This is a genomic window from Streptomyces sp. NPDC015346 (assembly GCF_043078785.1).
Classification (GTDB): domain Bacteria; phylum Actinomycetota; class Actinomycetes; order Streptomycetales; family Streptomycetaceae; genus Streptomyces.
Map to the genome: position 1 here is coordinate 423,304 of NZ_JBIBTW010000003.1, position 24,428 is coordinate 447,731.

Consider the following 24,428-nt stretch of genomic DNA (forward strand, 5'->3'; position numbering starts at 1 on the left):
CTCCCGTACCAGGATCGGGGTGTGGCTCCGAGCGGTGGGTCGGGTGGTGGAGGAGGGACGATGGCGGCGGAGACAGGACTGGGGCGGGCCGGGGCTTCGCTGTCGGGGGCCGAGCGGTGGTGGGAGGCCGGGCTGGTTTCCGGGGGCGAGGACGAGGGCGAGGACACGGGTGAAGGGCGGCCGGACTGGGCCGCGCTGGCCGAGGACGCGTCGGCCGCCGCACCCGAGGAGGCCGTGGCGCCCGAGGGGGAGTACCCGGGCCTGAGCGGGTTCGAGTGGGTGCTGCGGCCGTTCACCGTCTGCGCGGGGGAGCGGCTGGAGCGGGGCGTGTCGGGACCGGCGCGGCGGCTCGTGGACATGCCTGCCGTGCGGCGTGACCTGGAGCGGCGGCTCAGCGGCCGGCTCGCGCGGGCCGCGGCGCGGACGCTGGTGCTGGAGCTGTACGAGGCGCGGACCGCCGAACGCCTCGACGGGGCCGACACACAGGCCCGGTTCCGGGACTTCCTGGGGCGTACGGCGTCCCGGCGCGGCCTCACGGCCCTGCTGGCCGGGCGCCCGGTCCTCGCGCGGATCCTCGGACGGGCCGCGATCGACGCCGCGGACGCGATGGCGGAGGCGCTGGAGCGGCTGGCGGACGACCACGCCCGGCTGACCGCCGCCGGTCTCCTTAATTCCGGGGATTCGGGGGATTCAGGGGATTCAGGGGGTTCGGGGGATTCCCGTCAATCCAGCGGTGGTCCGGGGCTCCTCGTGGGCGTCGAGCCCGGCGCGGGCGACGGTCACCGGGGCGGACGGAGCGTGATGCTCCTGCGCTTCGCCGACGGGACCCGCCTGGTCTACAAACCTCGGCCCCTCGCCGCCCACCGCCACTTCAACGACCTCGCCGCCTGGTTCAACAGGCTGCCCGGCTCCGTGGACCTCCGCACGCTGCGGCTGCTCGACCGGGGCGACTACGGATGGGTGGAGTTCGTCGCCGCGCGACCCTGCGTCCGGGCCGCGGAGGTCGAGACGTTCTACCGCCGCCAGGGCGCGCTCCTGGCGCTGCTGCACCTCCTCGACGGGACCGACCTGCACCACGAGAACCTGATCGCCGTCGGCGCCCACCCCGTACTGGTCGACGTGGAGACCCTCTTCCACCCACCGCTGCCGGGCGCCACCGCCACGGACGACCCTGCCGCCCGCGCACTCCACGACTCCGTCCACCGCGTCGGATTGCTGCCCCAACTGCTGGTCGGCGACCACAGCGCCCTGGACGTGTCCGCGGTCGGCGGCGGCGGCGCGGCGGCGTCGCCCGTGGCCCGGGCGGACTGGGCCGACGCCGGCACCGACCGGATGCGCCTGGTCCGCAGGGCCGGGAGGTTCGGCGAGTCCGCCAACCGGCCACGTCTGGCGGGCGGCGAGCCCATCGAACCGGGAGCCCACACCGAGGCGCTCTGCGCCGGATTCCGCGCCGCGTACACGGCGATCGGCGCGGCCAGGGACGAACTCCTCGCCGAGGGCGGCCCCTTGAGGGCGTTCGCCGAGGACGAGGTGCGGGTGGTGATGCGCCCCACCTGGGTCTACGGCACGCTGCTCGACGAGTCGACCCACCCCGACCTGCTGAAGGACGCGGAGGCACGGCAGCGGGTCCTGGAAACCCTGCGGACCGACCTGTTCGGCCCCGTCCTCGCGCCCGGCCTGGTCGCCGAGGAGATCGCCCAACTCTGGGCGGGAGACGTGCCCTTGTTCACCGCCCGCCCGGGCCACGACCACCTGTGGGGCGCGCCGCAGCGTCCGCCGGCCGGCCGCACCGACCTGCCCGGGATCGCCCGCGTCGCCGCGAAACTCGCCGCCCTCGACACCGTCGACCGGCAGGACCAGGAATGGATCGTACGGGCCGCGATGGCGACGGCCTCCCGCGCGCCCGCGCACCGGCCCGCCGAGGGCCGGCGCGCCCGTACGGCGGACCGCGCGCCGGAGCCGGAGCGGCTGCTGTCGGCGGCCCGGTCCGTGGGGGACCAGCTGGTCTCCCTCGCGTACCGCGCGGGACCGCGCAGCAACTGGATCGGCCTGGAGCTCCTGGACGACCGCTACTGGCGGATCGGCCCCATGCCGGCCGACCTGGCCGGCGGCTACACCGGACCGGCGCTCTTCCTGGCCCAGTTGGCGGCGCTCACCGGGGCCGGACACTACGCGGAGGCGGCCCGTACGGCCCTGGCGCCGGTGCCCGCGCTGCTCGACGCGCTCCGCGCCCGGCCCGCGGACCTCGGCGCGGTGGGCTCGGGCTCCTTCTCCGGCCTCGGCGGCATCGCGTACGCGCTCACCGAGACGGCACGGCTGCTGGACGATCCGGAGGTCGGCTCCTGGGCGTCCGCCACCCTGCGGCTGGCCGGCGAGGCGGCGCGGACCGAACGGGAGCACGGGGTGGGCGCGGGCGTCGCGGGCGGCCTTGTCGCCCTGCTGGCCGCCCACAGGGCCGGGGGCGGCGAGGAGGGGCGGGAGACCTGGCGTACGGCACGGGCCTGCGCGGACCGGTTGGCCGCCGCCGAGCCCACGGCCGGGGGGCGGGGTTTCACGACGGGGGCCGCCGGGGTCGGATGGGCCTTGCTGCGATTCGCGGAGGCCGAGGCCACCGCCGTAGAGGGAAGTGAGGCGGGTGAGGCGGGTGAGGCGGGTGAGGGAGGCGAGGCCGGTGAGCGGTACCGGGCCGCGGGCCTCTCCGCGCTCCGCGCGGCCGTGGACGGGGGGCCCGAGGGCGGTGCCCGGGACTCGGCCTGGTGCCGGGGGCGCGCCGGCATCGCACTCGCCGTACTGGACGCGCCGGGAGCCCTGGACGACCCGTACCTCGCGGCCTGGTCCCGGAGGACCGCCGAGGAGGTGGGCCGGGGCCGGCCTGCCCCCGACGACAGCCTGTGCCACGGCGAAGCCGGAGTATGCGAACTCCTGGGCCACAGCGCCCTCCCGGAGGCCCGCCCGCACTGGATCCGTAGAGCCGGAGCGCTCCTCGCCTCCGTCGAGGAGTCCGGTGCCCGCAGCGGCGCCCCGGGCGGAGTGGCGCACCCCGGCCTGCTGACCGGTCTCGCGGGGATCGGGCACGGACTCCTTCGGGCGGGGTTCCCGGAGCGCGTACCGTCCCTGCTCCTCCTACGGACCTCCGGCGCGGGCCCCTGATCGGACAGGCACCGCTCAGGTCGTGTCCGAACGACCCGACCGCACCACCGCACGACCCGCACAGCTCAGCACGACCACCACTCCTGCGGATGAAGGACGAGTGAGGACCATGCAGATCAGTGACTCGGTGACGTACGTCGACGGCGGCGCGGGCGCGGAGACCGCGGCCGCGGCCCAGGATCACCCGGTGGGTGAGGTGACGCTGGGGTCGAGCGGGGCGCTGGGGCTGCGCAGCCGGCTGCTCGGAGCGGCGGGCTCGCACGTCGCCGCCTCCATGGACATGCCCTTCACGACCGGCACCCTCACGCTGTCCTGAAACGGGGACGGGGACGTCACCCGGCGGTGCGTGGCGGATGACGCCCTGACGGAGTGGTGGGGGCCGGGGTCCCCCGGCCCACTGCCGTGAGCGAAACGGACCAAGTAGCCTGCGCCCATGCGAGCGACGTCGGCGGTCATCGTGGGGCGGGAAGCCGAGATCGGGCTGCTGGACGAGGCCCTGAAGAGTGTGGAGAGGGGCGCGGGACGGGCGGTGTTCCTCGTCGGTGAGGCGGGGATCGGCAAGTCCCGGCTGGCCGGTGAGTGCGCGTTACGCGCGTACGACCGGGGCCTGCCGCTGCTGCGCGGCCGCGCCACCTCCACCGGGCTCGTCGTGCCCTTCCGGCCGCTGATCGAGGCGCTGTCCTCGCGGTTCCGGGCGGCCGGTGCCCCCGACGACCCCGAACTGGTGCCGTACCGCCCCGCTCTGGCCGGCCTCGTGCCGGAGTGGCGGGCCGGTGCGGTGGCCCCCGGATACACGATCTCGCTGGTGGAGATGGCCGAGGCGCTGCTCAGACTCCTCGCGGTGCTCGGCCGAGAGCGGGGCTGCGTGATCCTGCTGGAGGACCTCCACGACTCGGACACCGAGACGATCGCGGTCGTCGAGTACGTCGTCGACAACGTGGCGGACCTGCCGGTGCTGCTCGTCGGCACGCTCCGGCCCGACCCCGGCCCGGCGCTGGACCTCGCGCTCGCCGCGGAGCTCCGCAACACCGCCGCCTTGAGGGAGCTGGGGCCGCTGGACGAGACGGCCGTACGGGACATGGTGGACGCGTGTCTGGACGCCGGACCGGGTGACGTGCCCCAGCCCGCGCATCGGCACCTCGCGCAGCGGGCGGGCGGGAACCCGTACCTGGTGGAGGTGCTCCTGGCCGACCTGCTCGACACGGGACGCCTCAGCAGGGCCGACGGCCGCTGGCAGCTCGCCGATCACGGCGATGCGCCGGTCCCGACGGGCGCCGTCCGCAGCTGGGCGCGCCGCCTCGACCGGCTCGACGAACCGGTGCGCGAACTGGTGCTCCTCGCGGCGACGCTCGGCGGCCGGTTCTCCGTCGGGGCGCTCAGGGCGGTGACGGGGCTCGACGACCGGGCGCTGTTCGCCCACCTCCGGTCGGCCTCCGAGGCGGGGATCATCACCCCGGACGGTGCCGCCCACGACCACTACACCTTCCGCCACGTCCTGACCGCGGACGCGCTCAGAGCCTCGCTGCCGCCCGCCGAGCAGGCCGCGCTCGCCCGGCGCGCGGCCTCGGCCATCGAGGAGTCCGCCGGCGTGCTCTCCGGCGAGGAGCGCCAGCTGGTGGCCACGCTCCGACTCGCGGCGGGGGACAAGGCGGTGGCGGCCCGGCAGTTCGCGCAGGTCGGACGGCAGATGCTGGACGCCGGTGCGTCGGGCTCGGCCGCCGTGCTCCTGGAGCGGGCGCGAGGGCTCGCGGCCGAGGAGGAGCGGGACGAGGTCACGGTGCAGCTGGCGATCGCCCAGGCCGAGTCCGGGCGGCTCGACGCGGCGGCGGCGCTGCTCGACGATCTGCCGCCGGCGCCCGTCGGGTCGCGAGCGGCGGAGGAACGGGCCCAGGCGCACACGCAGGTCGCGTGGGTCGCGACCATGGCGGAGCGGCAGGAGGAGGCACGCCGCCGGATCCGGGCGGCCCGCGCCCTGTTCGGCGGCGCGCCCAGACCGGAGCAGGAGGCGGCGCTCGTGGTGGTCGAGGGCCATCTCGCGCTGCTGCCGGACGAGGGCGGCCGGGGCGAGCGGCGTGGGCCGGGGGGCCGGGACGGATGGGGTGGTCAGGACGGCCGGGGTGGTCAGGACGGTCGGAGCGGCCGGGACGGCCGAAGCGGCCGGGACGGCCAGGACGGGGGTGGCCGTGAGCGGCTGAAGGAGGCGGAACGTTCCGCCCGGCAGGCCGCGCTCACCGCCGAGGAGCGTGGTCGGCCCGTGGTGGCCTGCCAGGCATGGCAGTTGCTGGCCCTGCTGTCCCGGGAGCGCGGCTTCGACGAGGCCGACGCCTGCCTGGTGCGGATGCTCGCGGTGGCCGAGAAGCACCGGCTCGCGGTGTGGCGGGCCGAGGCACTGGTGCGGCTCGGCACCAACGCGTTCATGCGGACCGGAGAGGCGACCCAGCTGGAGACCGCCCGCGCGGCGGCTCACGAACTCGGTTCGCTGGCCCTGCTCCAGACCGTCGACGGCCTTCTCGCCATGCAGAGCGTGCTCACCGGACGGTGGGACCGGGCCCGGGAGATCGTCGAGCGGTCCGTCGAAGCCAGCGCCCGCCTCCAGAACCTGTCGGCGCACCGCTATCTGCTCCTCGTCGACGCCATGGTCGCCGCCCACCAGGGGCGGGCCCGCGAGCAGGAGCGGGCGCTGCTCCGGTTCCGCCGGGCGGGCGGAGAGGAGTCGATGCTCGTTCCCTTGCAGCGCGGTCTGTGCCAGGCCGTGGGCGCGCTCATGGGGGAGGACCGGGAGCGGGCGACGGCCGAGCTCGACGCGGCGCTGGCCTGGGAGCGGCAGCACCCGAGTTTTTTCTACCTCAGCGGTCGGTACGGGCTCCGCCCCCTGCTGCGGGCCCTCGACGGCGCAGACGGAGGCGGCGACGGCGGGGAGGACGGCGGCCGGGAGGCGTATCGGGAGGCGCTGGCATCGCCGGGCGGGCAGTTGGCCTGGAACCGGATGTTCCTCGGCATGGCGGACGCGGTGCTACGCGGCCGCGACGGCGACGCGGACGGCGCCCGGCGCGCGGTGGAGGAGGCCGGCCGCGCCGCGGCGGTGTTCCCGCAGGCGTGGCATCTCGCCCTCCGGCTGACCGCCGAGGCGGCGCTCGCCGACTCCTGGGGCGAGCCGGTCGCGTGGCTGCGTACCGCCGAGGAGTACTTCCACGAGGCCGGCGTCCCACCGGTGGCCGGGGCCTGCCGGGCCGTCCTGCGACGGGCGGGGGTCAGCGTCCCGCAGCGCCGGGGCGGCCGGGAGCGGATCCCGGCGGAGCTGCGCACGGCGGGCGTCACACCCCGCGAGTACGAGGTGTTCGTCCTGCTCGCGGAGCGGCCCGGCAACCAGCAGATCGCGCAGCGCCTGTGCATCTCGCCCCGCACGGTGGAGAAACACATGGCGAGCCTGATGACCAAGACGGCCTGCGTGGACCGCTCGGCGCTGTGCGCGCTGTCGGCCGAGCGGGCGGAGGAGCATGGACCGTCCGGTACCTCGGCCACCTCGTCACGGGCGCGGCCGGCCTGATCCCGCCTGACCCCGACTGATCAGGCCTGCCGACCGGGCATCCTGTGCGCGGACCGGGGCCGTGGGGGTACGGCGGGGCCCGGCATGGGGGACGTTCACGGCTCCTTGGGGCCCCGTCCCCCATAAGGCGGTCGTCGGCGGCACGACTCTGCGGGCCCCGCACCGATGTGCGACCGGGTTGCCGCGGCGGATCATCGAGCCGACCGATCAACTCCCGTCCCCCCTACGGAGGTTCGCTCGATGCCGCGTCCGACCGCGCAGCCCGCAGCGTCACCCGGCACGCTCCGGTTCTCCGTCCTCGGCCCGCTCGCCGTCCACCGGGACGACCGGGCGCTGCCGCTCGGCCCCTTGAAGCAGCGCGTCGTGCTGGCGACGCTGCTCGCCTCCGCCAACACCCCGGTCTCCGTCGACGCGTTGACCGACGCGGTCTGGCCGGAGGAGCCCCCTCGTACCGCCCGCAAGAACCTCCAGGTGTACGTCAGTGCCCTGCGCGCGCTGCTCGCGGAGGACGAAGGGGACCGGCCGCGGCTCAGCCACGTGCACGGCGGATATGTACTGCGTGTGGCGGAGGAGGAGTTCGACCTCCTGCGGTTCCGCTCCCTGGTGCGGGCCGCCGAGGGGCAGCCGTCCCGCCCGGCCGCCCGGCTGCTGCGTCAGGCCCTCGACCTGTGGCAGGGACCGCCGTTCGGCGACGACCTGCGGCAGTCGCCCCGGCTCGCCGAGGAGGCCGAGCGGCTGGAGCTGCGCCATCTGACGGCGTACGAGAGCTGGGCGGAGGCGGAGCTCGAACTGGGCGGCGCGCCGGCGGTGGCCGAGGGGCTGCGCGACCTGGTGGAGCGGCACCCGCTGCGGGAGCGGCTCCGGTCCGCCTGGATGAGCGCGCTGAGCGCGTCCGGCCGGCAGGCCGAGGCGCTCGCGGTCTACGACGACTACCGGCAGCTCCTCGCCCGGGAACTGGGCCTGGAACCGAGCGGCGCCATGGTGGCCCGCTACCGGGCGATCCTCGCGGGCGCGATCGCGGAGCCGACACGCGGCCCGGCCGCCCCCGCCCCCGCCCCCGCTCGCGGTCCTGCGACGTCGACGGCCGCTCTGCCGCCCGACCTGGTCGACTTCACCGGCCACGGCGAGGAACTGCGCGACCTGGTCGATCTGTTGGAGGACGACGGCACCAGTAGCGTCGTGCTCCTGTCCGGCCCCGCCGGGGCCGGGAAGACCACGCTGGCGGTGCGGGCCGCCCACCTGCTCGGCGACCGGTTCGCCGACGGGCGGCTCCGCGTCTCCCTGCGGGCACCGGACGGCGGGGCCCGCCCGCTGCCCGCCGTGCTGGCGGAGATCGGCGAACGCATGGGCCGAGCGGGGCTCTCCGGACCGGAGGCGTGGCGCGAGTGGCTGGCGGAACACCGCGTGCTGGTGATCCTCGACGACGTGCCCGAGGAACGCGCCGTACGACCACTGCTCCCGTGCGGCGGACAGGGCAGGGTGCTGCTCACCGCACGCGGCCAGCTGGGCGGCCTGGCGCCCGTGCACCGCGTCAACGTCCCGCCGCTCGGCACCGCCGAGGCCGTGCAGCTGCTCGCCGGGCTCGTCGGCCCGAGCAGGGTGCGGGCCGACCGGGAGGCCGCGCTGCGGATCGTCCGCGCCTGCGGTGGGTCGCCGCTGGCCGTCCGGGTGAGCGGTATGCGGCTCGCGGTGCTCCGCCATGTGCCGCTGCGCGAGTTCGCGGACCGGCTCACCGACCCCGCCGGGGCGCTGGACGAACTGACCTCGGGGGACGTGTCCGTGCGAAGGTGGCTGGCACGCGGCTGGAAGGCGCTGCCGGAGGAGTGCGGGCGGCACGCGGGACGGCTGGCCACGGGGACCGGAGACGGTCCGTTCGGCCTGAGCGAGGCGGCCGAGGCCCTCGGGTGCGACGAGCGGAACGCCGTACGGGTGGTGGAGGGGCTCATCGACGCCGGGATCGTCACCTCGCCCTGCGGCGAGGTCACCGCACACGCGGCGCAGTACGAACTCCCGCACCTGGTACGGCTGTACGCGCGTGGCACCCGGCACGGCACCCCGGTGCCGGCCTCGGGCTGAGCCCCGCTCAGGGACCGGGTCCGGCCACCCCCCGTCGGGCGGCCGGACCCGGAGTTTCAAGGGGAAGGCGGAGACGGCGGAGCGGGGCGCTCCGGGGCCGGGAGGCCGACGTGGTGCGCCAGGAAGGCGAGGCACTCGGCCTGGAGCGCCACCGCGCGGGAGGCGGCGCGGTCGGCGTGGCCGACGCCGTGCTCCAGGCGCAGCAGGACCGGTCCGGCGCCGGACGAGGCGTGCTGGAGCGCGGCGCACATCTTGCGGGCGTGCAGCGGGTCGGTCCTGGTGTCGCCGTCCGCCGCCGTCAGCAGCACCGCCGGGTACGCGGTCCCGGGCGTGACGCGGTGATAGGGCGAGTAGCCGAGCAGCGTCGGCAGCCGGGCCGGGTCCTGGGCACTGCCGTACTCGGGTGTCCAGCTGGGCCCGAGGCCCGACAACTCGTAGCGGACCATGTCCAGGAGCGGGGCCATGCACACCACGGCGGCGTACTTCTCCGGCTCTTGGGTGAGGGCCGCGCCGACCAGCAGCCCGCCGTTCGAGCCGCCCATGATCGCGAGGCGGCCCGGCTCGGTCCAGCCCGCCGAGATCAGCCGGTCGGCGGCTGCGGCGAAGTCGTCGAAGGTGTTCTGCTTGTGCGCCCCGCTGCCGGCCCGGTGCCAGGCCTCACCCTCCTCGCCGCCGCCGCGCAGACCCGCCCAGGCGAACACCCCGCCCGCCCTGACCCAGGCCAGGACCTGGGCGCGGTACCGGGGCGACATCGTGCGGCCGAAGCCGCCGTACCCGGTGAGCAGCGCCGGGCGCGGCACGTCCGGGCGCCCGGAGGGGGAGATCACGAACATCCGTACCGTCGTACCGTCCCGCGACGGGAAGGCGACCTGCCGGGTGACCGCCCCACCGTCCGCCGCGCCGCCGACCGCCGCGCCGCCGACCGCCGCTCGGCCGACCGCCGCAGCGTCCAAGGCGTCCGGGCCGTCCGGGCCGTCCCGGGCATCGCGCTCCCAGCGCGTCACGCCGCCCGTCCGCGCGTCGAAGCGGAGCACCCGCGGCGGCGTGACGAAGTCGGTGTACGCGAACCAGGCCTCGTGGCTCCCCGGCGGTCCGGCCGAGAAGTCGCCGACCGCGCCGGTGCCGGGCAGCGGGAGCGTGGCCACCCGCCGGCCTTCGACCAGGTCGTGCACGGTCACCTCGGCCACCGTGTCGCGGGTCCAGGCGGCCAGGCCGAGCGGGTGCTCCAGCTCCGGTCCTGACAGGACGACGAGGTGCGTCAGCACCGCGTCCGGCCGTTCGGGGATCACCTCGCGCCAGGCGTCGGGGCCCCGGTGGAGGTCGGCCGGCCGGCACGCGACGACGCGACCGCGAGGGGCGTCGCGGTCGGTGCGCAGCCACACCGGGTCCCGTGGACCGGTGCCGGGCGCGACGTGCAGGCGGGTGGCCGCCTCCCTGCCCTCCTGGACCGGCCGCAGCAGCGGGCGGTCGAGCGGGCCCGCGGACAGGTCGGCCAGGTAGAGGTCGGTGCCGCGGCCGGTGCCGAGCGTGGCCGTCACGCCGAGCCAGCGGCCGTCGGCGGTCACGGAGACGCTGTAGAACTGGGTCTTGTCCCGCCCTTCGCCGAAGACCAGGACGTCCGCGTCCGGTGCCGTCCCGACCCGGTGCAGGTAGACCCGGCGGTGGTAGCGCTCCTCGCCGGGGTTCAGCCGAGGGTCCAGACGCCGGACGTAGTAGAACGCCTCACCCCCCGGCAGCCAGCCGATCGACGACTTCCGGACCCGGTCCACCGGCCCGTCGACGACCTTCCCGGTGGCCACGTCGATCACCTGGAGCAGCGAGTCCTCCGTGCCGTCCCGGGACACCTGACAGGCCAGCAGGTCCCCCTCCACGGACGGCTCCCACGCGTCGAGCACGGTACGTCCGGACGGGTCGAGAGCCATCGGGTCCAGCAGCACCCGTTCCGTCGTCTCCGCCCCGGCCTCCGCCGTCACGAGCACCGGATGCTCCTGCCCGGCGTCCTGCCGCAGCCAGAAGACCCTGCCGCCCCGGAGCTTGGGCGACCTGACGCGATCGACGGCGTCGAGCGCCGCCACCTCCGCCTCCCACCGCTCCAGACCGGGCCAGGCCGCCCGCTCAGTCTCGTAGAGGCTCTTCTGCTCCGCGCTCCAGCGGCGCGTCGAAGGGGAATCGGGGTCCTCCAGCCAGCGGTACGGGTCGGGGACGCGCAGCCCGTGGAGTTCCTCGACGACGTCCTGCCGCTCCGCGTGCGGGTACGGGCGCCGTGTCGGTCGCACGTCGTGGGTCACTCGATGCTCCCTCGTTGGTGGTGGGGCGGACGACGGGTGGTCGGCGCGGCCGTTCCGACACCGGCCTCATCGGCGGACTGGTCAGCGGCCTCATCGGCGGTTTCCTCGGAGGCCGTCGCGGCGGTGCTCCCCTCTGCCGTCTCCGTGTCGGGCAGGGCGATCCAGGCGAAGACGCCGGACAGCACCACGATCAGGCCGGAGGCCGCGAAGATCGTGTCGATCGGGCCGAAGCGGATGCCGCCGACCGAGCCCGCGACATCCAGCAGTACGGAGCCGGCGAGCCAGCCGGACAGGACCGCGGAGAGCATCGACGCCAGCTTCGTCACCGGGTAGAACACGGCCATCACCCGGCCCCGGTACTCCGCCGGCGCCGCCGCGAGCAGCAGCGGTGCCATCGCCGTGTTCAGCACGGTGAGCGGAACGGTGAAGACGAAGAGCAGGGCGACGCCACCGAGGAAACCGGTCTGCCGGGAGTAGGCGACCAGCAGAACGCCGCTCACCAGCAGGCTGATCCATGTGCTGCGCCGCGCCCCGAGCCACTGCACCACCCGGCCCCCGCAGAGCGCGCCGGTGATGCCGCCGACCCCCATCGCCATGCCGATGTATCCGTAGAGGTGGGCGTCCGCGTGGAGGTTGTCCGTGGTGAAGAAGACGTTGAGGGTGCTCAGCGCGCCGATGCCGAACTGGCCGATCACGGCCAGCAGAAGCAGCGCGACGAGGAACCTGCTGCGTGCGAAGAAGCGCAGACCGTCCGCGAACTCACGCCGCAGGCTCGCCGGTCGCTCTCCGCCTGGCTTCCGTGGGGTGCCCGGCCCGGCCGTGCCCGCTGTCCGGGGACGTACACCGATGGAGCGGATCGCGACGTACGACACCGCGTAGGACAGCGCGTTGAAGAGCAGCGCCCATTGCAGACCGGCGGTGAACAGCAGCGGCGCGGCGAGCGGCGGCCCGATGATCCAGGCCGTCTCACCGGTCGCCTGACCGATGCCGGCCGCCCGGGCACGGTCGGCCTCACCGGTCACGAGATCCGCGAGGATCGCGAAGCGCGCCGGGGAGAAGAACTGGCCGGCCGCGTGGAGCAGGAGCACGGTCGCGTAGACGAGGGCGAGCCAGGCACCCGCCGGGAGGGCGTCGGCCGGCAGGAAGGAGACGGCGGTCAACACGGCCACGAGCCCGCCGCGCACCACTTCGGTACGGAGCATGAGGGCGCGTTTGTCCCAGCGGTCGACGAACACGCCCGCGAGCGGTCCGATGACGAGCACGGCGGCGCTCGACGCCATCAGGACACCGCTGACCGCCATCGGTGCCCACGTCTCGTCCTTCGCCAGGACGGTGGCCACCCACAGCACGAGTGTGGTGCTGAAGACGGCGTCGCCGACGGACGAGACGGCCTGACCGAACCACAGCCGGGTGTAGTCGCGGTTGATCAGCGTCAGACGCGGGGTCACGACGGCCTCGGCGAGGAGACGGTCAGCGCCATGAGGGCGGTCACCAGGGTCGTGTGGTACGCCTTCCCGAAGAATTCCCCGGCCGTCGCCGACGGGGACGCCGTGAGCGCCGCCGACCGCCCCGGGATCGCGCCGTCGGGCCGCTGGGCCCGCAGCAGGCACTCCACGGCCGCCGCTCCCGAGGGCGTGTGCAGCGGCTCGTCCCCGAGGATGAACTGGGTGAGGACGAGTTCGGCGGCCAGGTCCCACCGGTCGTGCTCGACGCAGTGGCGCAGCATTCGGTCGACCAGGTCGCGGGCGTGCGCCAAGGCGCCACCGGCCAGTCCGGGGGCCGTCCGGCCGAAGTCGCCGAGATAGAAGCCGGTGTGGGTCAGGGCGTACGCCTCCGAGGTGGCGAGCGGCGCCGCCCCGTTCCGTGGCGTCGGGTTCTCCGCTGCCCCGTCCCGCGACGCCCCGTCCTCCGCCGCCCTGTCCCGCGACGGTGGGTCCTCGGGCCCGGCGGCGCGGAGTGCGAGGAGCGGGCTCCTCGGGAGGAGTTCGGCGTACGGCTCGATGCCGTGGCGGACGCCTGCCTTGTCCGCGTAGTAGCGGATCTCGATGCGCCGGTACGGCGACTTCCCGTGCGGCGAGAGGAAGTCGGGGGCCAGCCGTGCGACCGTGGCCCGGCACTGGGTGTCGTCGATCCCGTCGGGGGCCAGCGCGGCGTAGATCAGCCCGTACGTGGCGGCGTACCTCGGGACCTCGTCGAAGAGCCGGGGAAACTCCGGATCCTGCCAGAGCTTGTGGACGAGGGCCGTCGCCCCGGTCAGCTCCTCCGGGGCGGTCAGCCCCTCCGGTGCGGCGCCGCCCTCCGTGCGCGCCGCGCAGTGGCAGAGCAGCGCCAGTTCCAGTGCGGCCTTCGCCTTCGTGTGCGTCGCCGACCGGGCGCTCGCCGAGAACGGGTCGAAGTGGTCCAGGTTCCTGCCCAGCCAGCCGAGCGCGCCGGCCACGAGCTGCTCCAGCGGTGACGGCATGGCTACAGGCGCCCCGTCTCGTCCAAGTGGTCGAGCAGGGCCGTGTCGACGGTGTCACGGAACCGCGCGAGCGTCCGTGCGTTCTCGTCGTACCGGTAGAGGTCCTGGCAGGCGATCCAGCGGTCACCGGTGTCCTTGGCGGGCAGGTAGCCGTCGGCGACCGTACCGACCTCCCAGTCGGGTTTGCCCGCGGTCTCCCAGCAGCTGGCGAGGGTCCCGTCGGCGCTCACCACCGCGCCGTAGCGGCCGTCGGCGTGACCGCAGGTGACGCAGGTCTTCCGGGCGCCGGGGCGGTTCACGGTGAAGCCGAGGTCGAGCGCCCGGCGCTGCCACCGGGTGAAGGCGGCCGAGAGCTCGCCCGTGTGCAGCAGGCTGTTGGTGTATCCGACGCCCACGTCGCCGATCCGGGCGAAGTACAGGGTGCACCGGGCGGGGTCGAGCGAGGCCGCGAGCCGGTCGATCAGCTTGTCGACCCCGTGGAAGGTCTCCTGGGAGACGTTCACCCGCAGCGTCCACTGGAGCGGCGAGACCTCGGAGGCCTTCACGATGTTGCGGACGATCTTGTCGAAGGTGCCGCTGCCGTCCGCCCTGCCGACCCGGATCCGGTCGTGGTCGGCGCGGTCGCCGTCGAAGGTGACCTGGACGGACGTCAGCCCGCGGTCGGCGAGCCGGCGCGCCAGGGACGGGGTGAGCAGCGTCGCGTTGGAGATCATCCAGGCCGAGGTCGGCGCGATGTCCGCGGCCCGCTCAAGGAGTTCGAGACAGCCGCGCGGGTTGAGCAGGGGCTCACCGCCGAAGAGGAGGATCCTGAGCTTCTCCAGGCCGACGGCGGCCATCTGCCGCTCGGTGAAGCCGAGGACCGAGGTGATCGTCTCCGAGGTGAGGCGGGTGCGGGCGATCCGGGGCGGCCGGCTGCCGCCCGCCTCGTCCTGCGCGGTGTTCTGGAAGCAGTAACCGCAGCCCAGGTTGCAGTGGGTGCTGGTGAGGACGGTCAGCGCGTAGGCGCGGACCCGGGCGGGGGTGAACATGCCGCTCTCGCGCAGCCGTCGCTCCGCCTCGGGGCGCAGGGATCCGTCGGCGGTGACGTGCCGGCCGCCGAGGCGGGCCACGCCGCCGGGGCCGAGGAACCACCAGTTCCGCTCGCCCTTGAGGAGGCGCGCCCCGGAGGAGAGGAGATCGGCCTGATCGGAGCCCGCGGTTTGTCCGGGGCTCACCGCTTGTCCGGAGGCCGCCGCTTCTCCGGGGCTCACCGCTTGTCCGGAGGCCGCCGCTTGTCCCGGGCTCAATGCCTGGGCGGCGTTCACCGCTTGGTCGATGCTCATCGCGTCGCCTCCCGCACCGCGGATGTTCCCGCCGCGGAAAGCCCGCCGGCCCGGCCGCTTGTGATGATCAGGGTCGCCAGCGCCGTGACGAGGGTCGCCTGGTACGACTTCCGGAAGAACTCCACGGGCGTCGCGTCCGCCGCGGCCCGCCTGACGACCGACCGTCCGGGGATCGCGCCGTCGGCCGACTGGACCTCGGCGAGCATCCGGATGCCGGCCGCCCCCGAGGGGGTGCCGAGCGGATCCGCACCCAGGCAGTACTGGGCGAGTACGAGCTTCCCGACGAGGTCCCATTCGCCCAGTCCCACGCAGTGGTCCGTGAGCCGTTCCACCACGCGGAGCGCCTGCGCCCGGTCGTCCTCGGTCAGGCCGGGATCACGCAGGCCGAAGTCGCTGAGGTAGAAGACGGTGTGCGTGACCACGCACACGTCCAGGTCGGCCACGGGCAGCGTGCCGGCCCGGGCCGGCAGGCTCGCCGCGTACAGCTCCTCGTAGGAGGCGAACCGGTGGTCGGCGCCCGCCAGATCGGCGTAGAACCTGGCTTCCAGATGGACGTACGGCGACTTCCGGCGCGGCGCCAGGTAGCCGTCGGCCGTCAGCCGGGTCAGTACGGCACGGGGTGCGTCGGTGACGATCCCGGCCGGTGCCAGCGCCGCGTACATCAGCTCGAACGCCCGCGCGTACCTCGGGTCGAGGGTGAGCAGGCGCGGGAAGTCGGGCTGCTGCCAGGTCCGTTCGACCACCGTGGTCAGCTCGCCCAGGACGATGTCCTCGGGGGCGGTCCTGCCCCAGTAGCGGCAGAGCAGAGCCAGCTGCAGGAGGGCCTTGACGCGCGGGGTCACCGGCAGTTCGGCGCGGCCGGCCGGGGAGTCGAGATAGGCCGCGTGCCGTCCTATCCAGTGCCGCGCACCCGCGGACAGACTCGTCACGGCCTCATCGAGGCCGGCTGATCGCGTACTCATGGTCCTCCTTCGGGGTTGCGGCGGCGGATGTCCGGGCCACCCGCTCGACGATGTCGGCCGCGCGCGCCGCGCTGTCCAGCGCGGCCAGCCGGCCGCCGAGCGCACGGGCGCGGCTCCGCAGACCGTCGTCGCGCCACGCCGACTCCAGCAGTGCCGACGGGTCTGGGTCCGTCGTGTCGGTGGTGTCCGTGGTGTCGGCGGTGTCCGTGCGGTGGGCTGTCCTCGTGGGGTTCAGGGTGCTTGGGTGGTTCGTGGGTTTCGGGAGGCGTACGGCCACGCCGGCCCGTACGCAGGCGCCGGTGAGGAGTGGCTGCTCGGAGCCGTTGGGCGAGAGGGCGAGGGGCCGGCCGCGCAGGAGAGCCGCGAGGACCGGAGCGGAGGTTCCGTTGGCCAGTACCATCCCGGCCAGGTCGACGAGCGGGCCCATCCACGGCTTGCGGACCAGCAGGATGTCGGCGCCGGGAGCGGGCCGCGGGTCGGTGGACCTGCCCTGCTCCACGACGGCTTGGAACCGGCCACCGGTGAACGCCTCGTTCAGCCATGGCCACAGACTGCCGCCCCCGAAGAAGCGGCCGAGGTGGACATAGACGACGGGTTTGCCGGACCGCGCCAGGTGATCCCGGACCGCCGCGACCTCCGCCGGGTCGGGTGTCGGTTCCCAGGCCAGCGGGCCCACGTGCCGTACCCGCTCCGGGAGTTCCGCGCCCGGGTACTCCAGTGCCGGATCCCCGCGCAGCAGCAGGGCGTCACCCAGCAGCGGGCTGTCGCCCCACCGGGAGGCACGCCCGGCCAGGCCGGCCTCCTCCCGCACGGCGGCGTGGATCTGTCGCGAGTCGAGGGTCCGGCTCGCCCGGGTCCTGCCCAGGGGCGGCTCGTCGTCGCCGCCCGTCCGGTAGTTCCACAGATGGACCGAGAGCCCGACCACCACCACCGGAATGTCCAGTGTCTCGGCGGCGAGCAGGGCGCCGTTGCACAGGACGGAGGTGACGAGCAGATCGGCCCCCGTGTCCTCGGCCGCGCGCAGGGTCGCCCGGTACTGCGCCAGGCCGGTCTGCCCCCACCACGTGGCGGAGAACGCCCGTCGACCGCCGAAGTCCTCGGCCGTCGCCATCGGCAGTCCGGCCTCGGCCACGACGGGCGCGGCGGTCGACCGGGCCAGCACGCCGACGTGGTGGCCGCGGCGCCGCAGTTCGCGCCCGGCCGCGATCGCCGGGTAGAGGTAGCCGCCGTCGCTGAGCGGGCAGAGCAGAATCTTCACGACGTGCGCGCTCCCTCGGGTGATGGCGGGTGACGGCGGCCGCGGGCCCCCCGGCTCTTGGCACGATCTGCCGAGAACCGGGTGGCCCGCGCGGTGCTCAGAACCACTGACCTCGCGTCAGGAGAGGTCGCTGGAGTTGTTGACGACGCAGCCGGCCTCGGCCTCCTCGTCCTCGCTGTGCGCCACGACCTCGATGTCCTCGTCCTCGGTCGACTGCGGGTTCGTGTTCTCGGACATGTGAGTCCTCCTTGGTTGGCGGCGTCGCTGCGCCGGCTGAGAAGAAACGTACGGACGCCCGGTATGGGAACGCCTGGTCGCCGGTTCGACGCCGGTATACGGCGACCACACGGACGCGGCACGCCCCCGGAACCCGGCCGCGTGACCTGCCACGCCTCTGCATCGCGCCTTGCAGGGAGCGTCCGTACCCGCCCCGACCTGCGGATCTACCGATCTCCAGGCGTTCGTGAACCGGAAGTCTGCCGCTTCAGGGCACGATCCGAGCCACGCTCTGCGCGCGGCACGAGCACCGAGGAGGAGCCATGGACCTGGCCGAGCTGATCAGCCTGCGGCCCGTGCCCTGCGGCGGCCTCCTGGTGGCGCTCACCCGCCGCTGCCCCATGAGCTGCGCACACTGCTCCACCGGGTCCTCGATGGCGGTCTCCGAACGGCCCGACCCGGAGCATCTGCTGCGCTTCATCGGATCGTTCGGTTCGACCGGCGCGGAGGACCGCACGGAGGACCGCATGAAGGACCGCCCGCAGGACCGCACGAAGGCGCGCCCGGAGGTGGTCATGTTGACCGGCGGCGAACCGCTGCTCCTCCCCGAACTCGCCGCCCGCCTCGCCGGTCTCGCGCGCGCCGCGGGTTCCCGCGTGGCGCTGCTGAGCGGGATGTTCTTCGCCCGCGACGGGCGCGTCCCCGACCGGATCATGCGCGCGATCACGGCCCTCGACCACTTCTCGGCGAGCATGGACGTCCACCACGAGCGCGAGGTCCCCCGCGCGCACATGCTGCGCGCGCTCGGGACCGTACTCGACGCCGGGATCCCCGCCAGCATCCACCTCACCGGGAGCGGCCCCGACGACCCGTATCTCGCGGACGCCGTCGCCGACGTGCGCCGGGTCTTCGCCGACCGTGTCCCCATGCTGGTCAACGAGGTCCGGCCGCTCGGCCGCGCCGCGGGGATCGTCCGGGCGACACCGCCCGGACCGGACGGCGCCCAGGCGGCGCCCTGCGCCCTCGCGGCCTGGCCGGTGGTCGCCTTCGACGGGACCGTGGCGGCCTGCTGCAACCAGTGGACGGTGGACCGGCGCCCCGTCCCCCCGCACCTCCGGCTCGGACACATCGCCGACGACGACTGGCCGGACATCCGCGCGCGCTCCCTCGGCTCCCCGGTGCTGCGGATGCTGCGCGCCGTCGGCCCCCAACGGCTGCACACCCGTTACGCGACCTCACCGGCCCCGGCCGGCTACTGCGGGAGCTGTCACGCACTCGCCGACCGCCCGGACGTCCTCGCGGGCGCGGCACACGACGCCGGCGGCCGGGTCGGCGAACTCCTCGACCAGCTCAGCGCGGAGCAGCAGCTCGCCGCCGGACCCGCCGCCCTGGTACGCCGCATGGGCTGCGCCCGCTACGCCCACCTGGTCGAGTCGCCCGCAGAGGACAGGAGCCGCCGATGACCACCACCGCGTCCCTCGCGCTCAGGACCAAACTCACGCCCACCACTCCCGTCCTGAGGGCCGCGACCGCGGCCCTGTGGCGACCGGAGGGACTTCGGTGGAGGTACGTGCGCTATCTGGCCGCCATGCACCCGCTCGTACGGGCCTCGGTGCCGCTCCTGGAACGGGCCGCCGAGCGGTGCGCCGAACGGGACGACCCGGGCGCGCGGCGCCTCGCGGCGTACTACACCCGCCACGCCGAGGAAGAGCGCGACCACGACACCTGGCTGCTCGACGACCTGGCCGCGGCCGGTGCCGGGCCGGCCGCCGTGCCGCATCCCGTCGTCGTCGAACTCGCCGGGGCGCAGTACTACCGGATCGAGCACGAGCACCCGGTCACCCTGCTCGGCTACATCGCGGTCCTGGAGGGCAACGCCCCCGGGCCCCGGCTCGCAGACCGCCTCACCGAGGCCACCGGTCTCCCCGGCGGCGCGTTCCGCACCCTCCGGGAACACGCGGAGCTGGACGGCGGCCACCTCGACGACCTGCACCGGGTGCTCGACGACCTCGCGCTGACGCCGGCCCGGCAGACCGCCGTCTCCGTCAGCGCGCTGCACACGGCCAACCTGCTCACCCGGCTCTTCCTCGCCCTCGCCGCCGACCCCGGAGGACCCACGTGACCGACGACACCACTCCGTACGACACGACTGCGCACCACACCACTCCCTACGGCACCACTTCGCCGCCGCCGGGCACGCCCGCCTCCGGGCCCACCCTGGAGGCGCTCGCCGCCGCCGGGTTCGACGTCGACGCGCTCAGCGAAGAGCAGCACGAGGTGCTGCGCGCGCTCACCCGGGAGGAACTGGCCCTCCTCGTCGACATCAGGGGACGGCTCGACGCGGCGGCCCCCGAGGTGCAGGCCCATGCCGACGTGGCGGGCGGCGCCCTCTTCTGACCCCGGCCGCCCCGCCGTCCCGCGCCCCCGGAGGAACCCATGCCCTGCGCCTCGTGCCGGAGCGCACTGCCGCCCGACGCCCGGTTCTGCCCGTCCTGCGGCAGCCCCTGCGCCCCCGGGCCGGTCACGGCCAAGCCGACCGGCCGCAAGGTGGTGACCGTCCTCTTCTGCGACCTGGTGGGCTCCACCGCACTCTCCGGAGCACTCGACGCGGAGACCCTGCGCTCGGTCACCCTCCGCTGGTTCGACCTGATGCGGCTGCGGATCGAGGAGCAGGGCGGCACCGTGGAGAAGTTCATCGGAGACGCGGTGATGGCCGTCTTCGGCGTGCCGACCGTGCGGGAGGACGACGCCCGCCGGGCGATCGCCGCCGCCCTGGCCATGCGGGAGGCGCTCGCCGGGCTCAACGCCCGGCTCGAGGAGGCCGTCGGCGTACGGCTGGAGACACGCATCGGCATCAACACCGGCCAGGCCGTGACGGGTTCGGCCACCCTCCGGCAGGCGATGGTCTCCGGCGAAGTCGTCAACGTCGCCGCACGCCTGGAACAGAACGCCGCCGCCGGGGAGATCCTCATCGGACCCGACACCCTGGCGGCCGCCGGGCCGGGCATCCTGACGGCGGAGACCGGCCCGCTGCTGCTCAAGGGCAAGAGCGACCGGGTCGCCGCCCACCGTCTGCTCGGCCTGGACGAGGAGGGCGGCCCGGAGGCGCTGCGCCGCTTCGACCTCCGATTCGTCGGCCGTACGCGCGAACTCGGCCTACTCGACCAGGCGTTGGCCCGTGTGGTGCGGACCCGCGGCGCCGATCGCCTGGTGGTCGGCGGGGAGGCGGGCCAAGGCAAGACCAGGCTGGTACGCGAGTGGCTCCACCGCGCCACGACCGCGACCCCGGCGACGGTCGAGGGCCGCCCGCGCCATGGCGTCGGACGCTGCCTGGCCCGTGGCGAGCAGCCCAGCCTCGGGCCGCTCGCCGACGCCGTGGCCGACCTCCTGAACACCGGCGGCACGCCCGTAACCTCTCCGTCGCTGCCCCCGTCGCCGTCGCCGTCCCCGTCGCCTGAACTCGACCTGCTCCACCGGGGTCTGCTCCTGGACGGCACGCCCAATCCGTCGCCGGCGGACACGTGCGCCGCGCTCGCCAAGGTCCTCGCCGAGCTGTCCGAGACGCGGCCCGTCGTGCTGGTGATCGACGACTGCCACTGGGCCGCGCAGCCGCTCTTCGACCTCCTCGACCGGCTGCTGCGCGTACTCACCGACGCCGCCGTCCTGATCGTCCTGCTCACCAGGCCCCAGCTGTTCGACGTACGGCCCGGACTGGCCCTGGACGCCGTGCCGTTGGGCGGGCTCTCCGACGCCGAGGCGCAGCTCCTCGCGGCCGAGCTGACCAGGGGGACAGGAGCGCACGGCGAGCCGCTCGGCCCTCACGTCCTGGCCAGGGTGGGGGGAAACCCGCTGCACCTGGAGCAGTTGCTGCTCGCGGGCGAACCCGTCGACACGGACAGCGTCCCGCTGCCGCTCCAAGCCCTGATCGGAGCCCGGATCGACGCGCTCGACCCGCCCGAACAGCGGGCCCTGGGCCTGGCGTCCGTCCTGGGCGGCGACTTCACCGCCGACGAACTGACGGAACTCGCCGGACCCACGGCAGGGGTGGGGACCGGTTCCGAGCTGCGTTCCACGCTGCACCGGCTGGTCCGGCACCGTCTGATCAGGCCGGCGGGCGGCGCGTTCCGCTTCGCCGGAGGGCTGATCCAGGAGGTCGTCCACGCCAGCCAGTCCAAGCAGGACCGGGCCGACCGGCACGAACGGGCGGCACGAATGGAATCGGTCCGCCAGCGGGGCAGCGCGGCGGTCGGGGCCCACCTGGAACAGGCGTACCGCTACCGCGTCGAGCTGGGCGCCCAGGACGCGCACACCGACGCGCTGCGCCGGCGCGCCGCCGACGCGCTCGCCGAGGCCGGGCGGCTCGCACTGGCCCACGCCGACCCGGTGTGGGCCGCCGACCTGCTCGCCAGAGCCGTGGCGCGGTATGTGCCGGGCGAGCCGGGGAGCATGACGACACGTCGGCGGCTCGGCCAGACGCTGCTGGACCTGGGGCGCGGTACGGAAGGCAGGGCACTGCTCGAAGAGGTACTGGCCGAGGCCCCGGCCGACGACGGGGCCGTGGTGGAGGCCGCGCACGCCCGCCTCGCCCTGGCCTCCGTCGGCCGGCCCGCGGGTGTCCCGTCCTCCGGAGCGGCCGAGTCACCCGCCGAGGCCGCCGGCGCCACCCTGCCGGTCTTCGCGGCGGCCGGCGACGACCTCGGCCAGGCCAGGGCCTGCCTGCGGCTCGCCCAGGGCGCCCAGGAACAGGGCCGGCACCGGGCGGCGGAGCGGCTGCTCGCCCGCGCGCTGGACCACGCGGTACGCGCCGACGCCGAGCCGGAACGGGCCGCGGCCCTCGGCGCGATGGGGGTCTCGCTCTGGCGCGGCCCCCAGCCGGTCGCGGATGCCGTGGCCCGCTGCCGCGAACTCCTCGCCGACCAGGGTGCCGGCCGGCGGGCCGTCCGGTTGACGCTCAACTGCCCGCTGGCGGTGCTGCTGGCCCTCCACGACGACCGCGACGGGGCCCTGGCCTGCCTCGCGGAGGCGGAGCACCTCGCGAAGAGACTCGGCTACGCCGAGGCCGACGCCTTCCTGCCGATCTTCACGGCGACCGTGGCCGACCTGGCCGGTCGCCGGGAGGAGGCGCTCCTGAGCCTGGAGCGGGCCGCCGCCGCCGCGCGGGACCTCGGCGCCACGGCGCTGCTGCGCAGCGCCCTGCTGGACGCCGCCCGCATCCGGCTGGACCTCGGCGACGTACGTACCGCTCGGCGCACGCTCGCGGAACTGGACGGGGAGCGGGCGGAACCGGCCCGGGCGCGCGCCGAGTCGGCCGACCTCGACGGACTGCGCGCCCGGATGGCCGCGGCGCGCGGACAGGCCGCGACCGCCACGCGGCTGGCCGCCCGGGCCGTCGACACCGCCGCCGGCACCGACTCGCCCATCGTGCGGGGCCTCGCCGCGCTCGACCTGGCCCGCACGGCCCTCGCGTTGGGGCGCCCGGCCGACGCGACCGAGGCGGCGACGCGCGCACGCCGGTGCTTCGCGGCCAAGGGGGCGAAGGGCCATCTCCCCGCCGTACGCCAGGCAGAGGCGGCAGCCGCCGCCGCAACCGCGACCGCTCGCCCCCACACCCTGCCGCCCGGCCACGGCGGCGCAGTCGGACACATCACCGGCACCGGCACCGGCACCGGCCCCGGCCCCGGCCCGGAGAGGAGGCACCGCGATGACCACCGCGCCGCGACCGGCGCCCGGGCTCACCTGGGGTCTGCGAGGGCGGGGCCCCTCGGACGTACCCGTGGAGGCCGACGGGCCGCCGGACCCGCCCGAGGGGGGTCTCCTCGGCGGTACCGGGCGCGGGATACGCGTCTGCGTGGTCGACTCGGGAGTCGAACCGAACCACCCCATGGTGGGCCCCCTCGACCGCTCGTGGCGCGTCGTCAAGGACGACGACGGGGTCCGCGTCGAGGAGACGGACGAGGGGGACGCCTGCGGCCACGGCACCGCCTGCGCCGGGATCATCCGGCGCACCGCCCCGGAGTGTGAACTGTCCAGCGTCCGGGTGCTCGGCGAGCGGTTCTCCGGCAGTGGGGACATCCTGCTCGAAGGGATCCGGTGGGCCGTGCGCCAGCGGTTCGACGTGGTGAACCTGAGCCTGTCCACCAGCCACGACCGCTTCGTGGAGGAGCTGCGCCGGCTGGCCGACGAGGCGTACTTCCAGCGGACCGTGATCGTCGCCTCGGCGCACAACACGCACGTGGAGAGCTTCCCCTGGCGCTTCTCCTCGGTGGTCTCGGTCGGCAGCCACCAGGAGGACGACCCGGACCTCCACCTCTACAACCCCGAGCCCCCGGTGGAGTTCTTCGCCCCGGGCCAGAGAGTCCAGGTGGCGTGGCTCGGCGGCACGTCGATCCGCAGCTCCGGCAACAGCTTCGCCACCCCGTTCATCGCGGGGCTCTGCGCCCGGATCCTGTCGAGCCACCCCCGGCTGACGCCGTTCCAGCTGAAGAACGCCCTGTACCTGTCCGCAGCCAACGTCCGTGTCCACGGACGCCGGTAACGACCGGCGCCGGAAGGGAACCCCCATGGCTCAGACGACCGCCCCCGCCGTGTCCGCAGCGCCCCGGCCGGATCCGGCCCTGGCAGAGCTCCTGCAGTCGGTGGTGGACACCGCGCGCGCCATCTTCGGCGCCCAGGCGAGCTCCATCCTGCTCCTGGAGACCGCGGCGGACGAGCTCGTCTTCGAGGCGGTCTCCGGGCAGGGGCAGGAGTTCCTCGTGGGCCGGCGCTTCCCGGCGGGCCGGGGGATCGCCGGGTGGGTCGCCGCCTCGGGGGAGCCGATGGTCGTCGACGACCTGCACGACAGCGCTTCCTTCGACCGGGACATCGCCGAGTCCACCGGCTACGTCCCGAACGCGCTGATGGCGGCCCCTCTTCTCCACGGGGGCCGGGTCCTCGGCGTCCTGGAGGTGCTCGACCCGTCCCCGCAGGCCCGCTCCGGCCTGCCGGAGCTCGATCTGCTGAGCCTCTTCGCCCGCCAGGCCGCCGTCGCCCTGCACGTCCTCATCACCCACACGCCACTCCGGCCGGCCCCGGACGCCACCCCCGACGACCCGTCGCGCGCCGAACTCCTCCGGCTCCTCTCGGAGGCCCGCCGCCTCCTCGAACAGTGA

At 75.0% G+C, this 24,428-nt stretch carries 15 protein-coding genes and 1 pseudogene; 10 read left to right on the forward strand and 6 right to left on the reverse strand.

The window, feature by feature from the left end:
- The first annotated feature begins 60 nt into the window (after window positions 1-60).
- The 4 genes from ACF06X_RS12795 to ACF06X_RS12810 all read left to right on the forward strand — a co-directional run bounded on the left by ACF06X_RS12795 (window position 61) and on the right by ACF06X_RS12810 (window position 8,773).
- Entirely contained in the window at window positions 61-3,150 is a 3,090-nt protein-coding gene (locus ACF06X_RS12795; protein ID WP_392287268.1) for a type 2 lanthipeptide synthetase LanM family protein, read from the forward strand.
- A gap of 109 nt (window positions 3,151-3,259) precedes the next feature.
- Window positions 3,260-3,466 (forward strand): hypothetical protein, encoded by a 207-nt coding sequence (locus ACF06X_RS12800; RefSeq protein ID WP_392287269.1) that lies wholly within the window; start codon window positions 3,260-3,262, stop codon window positions 3,464-3,466.
- Window positions 3,467-3,583: 117 nt separating this feature from the next.
- Window positions 3,584-6,697, forward strand: coding sequence for a helix-turn-helix transcriptional regulator (locus ACF06X_RS12805; RefSeq protein ID WP_392287270.1), 3,114 nt, complete (start codon window positions 3,584-3,586; stop codon window positions 6,695-6,697).
- A 240-nt stretch (window positions 6,698-6,937) separates the two neighbouring features.
- Complete coding sequence (locus ACF06X_RS12810; protein WP_392287271.1) at window positions 6,938-8,773, forward strand: BTAD domain-containing putative transcriptional regulator; 1,836 nt, start codon at window positions 6,938-6,940, stop codon at window positions 8,771-8,773.
- Window positions 8,774-8,829: 56 nt separating this feature from the next.
- Here ACF06X_RS12810 and ACF06X_RS12815 read toward each other — a convergent pair whose 3' ends face one another.
- From ACF06X_RS12815 to ACF06X_RS12840, 6 genes are read right to left on the reverse strand one after another with little or no spacing between them, the layout of a single operon-like run.
- The gene (locus tag ACF06X_RS12815; protein WP_392287272.1) at window positions 8,830-11,061 is read right to left on the reverse strand and encodes a prolyl oligopeptidase family protein; all 2,232 of its coding nucleotides are present in this window, start codon (window positions 11,059-11,061) and stop codon (window positions 8,830-8,832) included.
- Entirely contained in the window at window positions 11,058-12,509 is a 1,452-nt protein-coding gene (locus tag ACF06X_RS12820) for an MFS transporter (RefSeq protein ID WP_392287273.1), read from the reverse strand. The genes ACF06X_RS12815 and ACF06X_RS12820 overlap by 4 nt, the downstream gene beginning before the upstream one ends.
- Complete coding sequence (locus ACF06X_RS12825; protein WP_392287274.1) at window positions 12,506-13,522, reverse strand: DUF6895 family protein; 1,017 nt, start codon at window positions 13,520-13,522, stop codon at window positions 12,506-12,508. The genes ACF06X_RS12820 and ACF06X_RS12825 overlap by 4 nt, the downstream gene beginning before the upstream one ends.
- A 2-nt stretch (window positions 13,523-13,524) precedes the next feature.
- Window positions 13,525-14,844 carry a radical SAM protein gene (locus ACF06X_RS12830; protein WP_392287275.1) on the reverse strand — a complete coding sequence of 440 codons (1,320 nt, stop codon included), beginning with the start codon at window positions 14,842-14,844 and terminating at the stop codon, window positions 13,525-13,527.
- Window positions 14,841-15,806 (reverse strand): DUF6895 family protein, encoded by a 966-nt coding sequence (locus ACF06X_RS12835; RefSeq protein WP_392287276.1) that lies wholly within the window; start codon window positions 15,804-15,806, stop codon window positions 14,841-14,843. The genes ACF06X_RS12830 and ACF06X_RS12835 overlap by 4 nt, the downstream gene beginning before the upstream one ends.
- On the reverse strand, window positions 15,778-17,064 hold the full coding sequence (locus ACF06X_RS12840) for a glycosyltransferase (protein ID WP_392287277.1): 1,287 nt from the start codon (window positions 17,062-17,064) through the stop codon (window positions 15,778-15,780). The genes ACF06X_RS12835 and ACF06X_RS12840 overlap by 29 nt, the downstream gene beginning before the upstream one ends.
- Before the next feature lie 539 nt (window positions 17,065-17,603).
- Here ACF06X_RS12840 and ACF06X_RS12845 point away from each other — a divergent pair.
- From ACF06X_RS12845 to ACF06X_RS12870, 6 genes and pseudogenes are all read left to right on the forward strand, one after another.
- Window positions 17,604-18,743 carry a radical SAM protein gene (locus ACF06X_RS12845; protein ID WP_392287278.1) on the forward strand — a complete coding sequence of 380 codons (1,140 nt, stop codon included), beginning with the start codon at window positions 17,604-17,606 and terminating at the stop codon, window positions 18,741-18,743.
- Entirely contained in the window at window positions 18,740-19,402 is a 663-nt protein-coding gene (locus tag ACF06X_RS12850) for a hypothetical protein (RefSeq protein WP_392287279.1), read from the forward strand. The genes ACF06X_RS12845 and ACF06X_RS12850 overlap by 4 nt, the downstream gene beginning before the upstream one ends.
- A gap of 95 nt (window positions 19,403-19,497) precedes the next feature.
- Window positions 19,498-19,677 carry an aroma-sacti cluster domain-containing protein gene (locus ACF06X_RS12855; protein ID WP_392287693.1) on the forward strand — a complete coding sequence of 60 codons (180 nt, stop codon included), beginning with the start codon at window positions 19,498-19,500 and terminating at the stop codon, window positions 19,675-19,677.
- A 39-nt stretch (window positions 19,678-19,716) separates the two neighbouring features.
- Window positions 19,717-20,892: pseudogene (locus tag ACF06X_RS12860) on the forward strand (adenylate/guanylate cyclase domain-containing protein); the annotation flags it as partial.
- Window positions 20,893-22,981: 2,089 nt separating this feature from the next.
- Window positions 22,982-23,815, forward strand: a complete 834-nt coding sequence (locus ACF06X_RS12865; RefSeq protein ID WP_392287280.1) for a S8 family serine peptidase — start codon at window positions 22,982-22,984, stop codon at window positions 23,813-23,815.
- A gap of 25 nt (window positions 23,816-23,840) precedes the next feature.
- Complete coding sequence (locus ACF06X_RS12870; protein ID WP_392287281.1) at window positions 23,841-24,428, forward strand: GAF domain-containing protein; 588 nt, start codon at window positions 23,841-23,843, stop codon at window positions 24,426-24,428.

Excerpts from the sequence above, each read along its gene's own strand:
- ACF06X_RS12805 (WP_392287270.1), top strand. The coding sequence starts at position 3,584 with ATGCGAGCGACGTCGGCGGTCATCGTGGGGCGGGAAGCCGAGATCGGG.
- ACF06X_RS12800 (WP_392287269.1), top strand. The coding sequence starts at position 3,260 with ATGCAGATCAGTGACTCGGTGACGTACGTCGACGGCGGCGCGGGCGCG.
- ACF06X_RS12835 (WP_392287276.1), bottom strand. The coding sequence starts at position 15,806 with ATGAGTACGCGATCAGCCGGCCTCGATGAGGCCGTGACGAGTCTGTCC.
- ACF06X_RS12870 (WP_392287281.1), top strand. The coding sequence starts at position 23,841 with ATGGCTCAGACGACCGCCCCCGCCGTGTCCGCAGCGCCCCGGCCGGAT.
- ACF06X_RS12865 (WP_392287280.1), top strand. The coding sequence starts at position 22,982 with ATGACCACCGCGCCGCGACCGGCGCCCGGGCTCACCTGGGGTCTGCGA.
- ACF06X_RS12845 (WP_392287278.1), top strand. The coding sequence starts at position 17,604 with ATGGACCTGGCCGAGCTGATCAGCCTGCGGCCCGTGCCCTGCGGCGGC.
- ACF06X_RS12850 (WP_392287279.1), top strand. The coding sequence starts at position 18,740 with ATGACCACCACCGCGTCCCTCGCGCTCAGGACCAAACTCACGCCCACC.
- ACF06X_RS12825 (WP_392287274.1), bottom strand. The coding sequence starts at position 13,522 with ATGCCGTCACCGCTGGAGCAGCTCGTGGCCGGCGCGCTCGGCTGGCTG.
- ACF06X_RS12810 (WP_392287271.1), top strand. The coding sequence starts at position 6,938 with ATGCCGCGTCCGACCGCGCAGCCCGCAGCGTCACCCGGCACGCTCCGG.
- ACF06X_RS12795 (WP_392287268.1), top strand. The coding sequence starts at position 61 with ATGGCGGCGGAGACAGGACTGGGGCGGGCCGGGGCTTCGCTGTCGGGG.
- ACF06X_RS12830 (WP_392287275.1), bottom strand. The coding sequence starts at position 14,844 with ATGAGCATCGACCAAGCGGTGAACGCCGCCCAGGCATTGAGCCCGGGA.